Source organism: Mitsuaria sp. TWR114 (assembly GCF_007997345.1).
The window spans coordinates 1-2,714 of sequence record NZ_VOSR01000417.1 but is presented as its reverse complement, the minus strand read 5'-3'; the positions used below and the strand labels follow the sequence as shown (position 1 = coordinate 2,714).

At 71.1% G+C, this 2,714-nt stretch carries 3 protein-coding genes and 1 pseudogene; all 4 read right to left on the bottom strand.

What is annotated here, in order from left to right:
- Positions 1 to 330, bottom strand: a pseudogene (locus FUT87_RS15505) (TRAP transporter substrate-binding protein); the annotation flags it as partial.
- 53 nt (positions 331 to 383) lie between these two features.
- Entirely contained in the window at positions 384 to 1,676 is a 1,293-nt protein-coding gene (locus FUT87_RS15500; protein WP_147241587.1) for a TRAP transporter large permease, read from the bottom strand.
- Between the two features lie 18 nt (positions 1,677 to 1,694).
- Positions 1,695 to 2,234 (bottom strand): TRAP transporter small permease, encoded by a 540-nt coding sequence (locus FUT87_RS15495; RefSeq protein WP_147241586.1) that lies wholly within the window; start codon positions 2,232 to 2,234, stop codon positions 1,695 to 1,697.
- A partial coding sequence (locus FUT87_RS15490; protein ID WP_147241585.1) for a gluconokinase occupies positions 2,231 to 2,714 on the bottom strand: 484 nt, incomplete at its 5' end. The genes FUT87_RS15495 and FUT87_RS15490, both read right to left, overlap by 4 nt.

Genomic DNA, 2,714 nt, shown 5'->3' with positions numbered 1-2,714 from the left:
GGCGATGCCCACCAGCGTGGCGGTCGAGCCGACCATCATCTCCTGCGCGCCGCCGATCAGCGCCTGCTGCATCTGGGTGTCCGGGCCGAGCGCGGCGCCGCCGATGGCGCGCACCTTCATCTTGCCGCCCGACAGCCGCGCCACCTCGTCGGCGAAGACCTTCACCGCGCGGCCCTGGTTGCTGTTCTCGGCCAGGCCGTAGCCGAAGCGGATCAGGCGCGGCTTGATGTCGGCGGCCTGCGCCGGTGACACGGGCAGCGCCGCGCTCAGCGCGACGGCGGCCAGCGCGACGGCGGCGGCCAGGGTGTTGCGGCGGGTCTTGAAGCTCATGGTTGTCTCCTGGGTACGAGGGTCGCTGAGGATCAGGGAAAGGTCGCAGCCGGTCAGCGCATCCACTTGACAGGCGCGATGACCAGCTCGGGGAACACGGTGAACAGGACGAGGATCAGCGCGTAGGTCAGCAGGAACGGATTCACGCCCTTGATGACCTGGTGCATCGACAGCCGGCCCACGCCGGCCACCACGTTGAGGACCGTGCCCACCGGCGGCGTGATCAGGCCGATCGCGCCGTTGAGCACGAACATCAGCCCGAAGTACACCGGGTCGATGCCCGCCTTGACCGCGATGGGCAGCATCACCGGCGCGAAGATCAGGATCGTCGGCGTCAGGTCGAGCGCCGTGCCGATCACCACGAGGATCAGCATCATCAGCGCCATCAGCAGCCGCGGCGACTCGATCAGCCCGCCCAGCCAGCCGGTGAGCACGCCCGGCAGGTCCGCCAGCGTGATCATGTAGCTCGCCACCTGCGCGCCGGCGCACAGGAACATCACGATCGCCGTCGTCTTGGACGCCCGCACCAGCACGCCGTGCAAGTCGCGCAGGCCCATCTCGCGGTGCACGACGAAGCTGATGACCAGCGCGTAGAACGCGGCCACCACCGCGGCCTCGGTCGGCGTGAACACCCCGGTCTTCATGCCGCCGATGATGATCAGCGGCATCAGCAGCGCCCAGAAGGCCTGGGCGGTGGCCTTGAGCCGCTCGCGCATCGGCAGCGCGGTGCCCGGCGGCAGGTCGATCCTGCGCAGCTGCAGCTTCCAGGCGACCAGCAGCCCCAGGCCCATCACCAGCCCGGGCACGATGCCCGAGAGGAACAGCGCCGAGATCGAGGTGTTGGTCGTCACGCCGTAGATCACGAACGGCATCGACGGCGGAATGATGGGCGCGATGATGCCGCCCGAGGCGATCAGCCCGGCGGAGGTCGCCATCGGATACCCATGGCGTCGCATCATCGGCAGCAGGATGGTGGCCAGCGCGGCGGTGTCGGCCAGCGCCGAGCCGCTCATGCTGGCCATCAGCACCGAGGCGCCGATCGCCACGAAGCCCAGCCCGCCGGGGATGTGGCCGACCCAGGCCTGCGCCATCTGGATGATGCGGCGGCTGATGCCGCCCGCGTTCATCAGCTCGCCGGCCAGGATGAAGAAGGGCACGGCCAGCAGCGGGAAGCTGTCGATGCCGGCCACCAGGTTCTGCGCCAGCAGCTGGGTGTCCCAGAACTCCAGCGCCCAGGCCATGCCGGCGCCGGTCAGCACCAGCGCGAAGGCCATCGGGATGCCGATGCCCATCAGCAGCACCATGCCGCCGACGAAGACGATGAAGGACAGTGCCTCGTTGCTCATGATCGACCTGCCCCGTCCTTACTCGACGTCCGACTCGTGCTCGAGGTCCAGCGGCTTGCCGCGGACCAGCTCCCAGGCCGCCATCGCCGCGATGGCGGCGCAGGACAGCAGCGCCGGCAGCGGCAGCAGCGCGGTGGGATAACCCAGCACCACCGAGCGGCTGTCCATGCCGACGACCACCTGCTGCCAGGCGCCCCAGCCCACCAGGCCCGCCGCGGCGATGACCGCGACGCGGATCACCCCGGTGACCGCCCGCAGCGCGCCGGGCTTGCCGCGCAGCGGCAGCAGCAGGCTGGTGAAGGCCATGTGCTCGCCCAGCGGGTAGGCGGCGGTGGCGCCGATGAAGACCATCCAGACGAAGAGCAGGCGCGACAGCTCCTCGCTGGCCGCGATGCCGCCGCCGAAGCCGTAGCGCAGCACGACGTTGACGAACACCGCCAGCGCCATCACGCCCAGGCACAGCGCCATCGCGGCCTCGCCGGCCAGGAGCAGGCGCGAGCGCGGCGCGGTGGCGTCCGCGCCGGCCGCGGAGGAAGGATCGTGGTCGGACAGGCTCATGCGTCGGTCTCCTGGGAGGGGGGCATGGCGAGCAGCGCCAGCGCGCGCCCGATCTGCTCGTCCAGCGGCAGCGCCGCAGGCACGGTCACGACGCCCGGCTCGCCGGTCGGCGGCTCGAGCGTGGCGAACTGGCTGTCCACCAGCGTCGCCGAGAAGAAATGGCGGTCGGCCCGCGCCGCCACGCGCTGGAGCGCCAGCGGCTTGTCGATGTCCATGTAGACGAAGCGCACCGCTGGGCAGGCGGCGCGCAGCCGCTCACGGTAGGCGCGCTTGAGCGCCGAGCAGCTCAGCACCACCGGCGCCTGCGTGCGCAGCATCTGCCCGAGCTGGTCCAGCCAGCCCCAGCGATCTTCGTCGGCCAGCGGCTGGCCGGCCTGCATCTTGGCGATGGAGGCCGGCGCGTGGTGCGCGTCGCCCTCGATGAAGCCCCAGCCCAGCGCGCGGGCCAGCGCTTCGCCGACGCTGGTCTTGCCGCAGCCC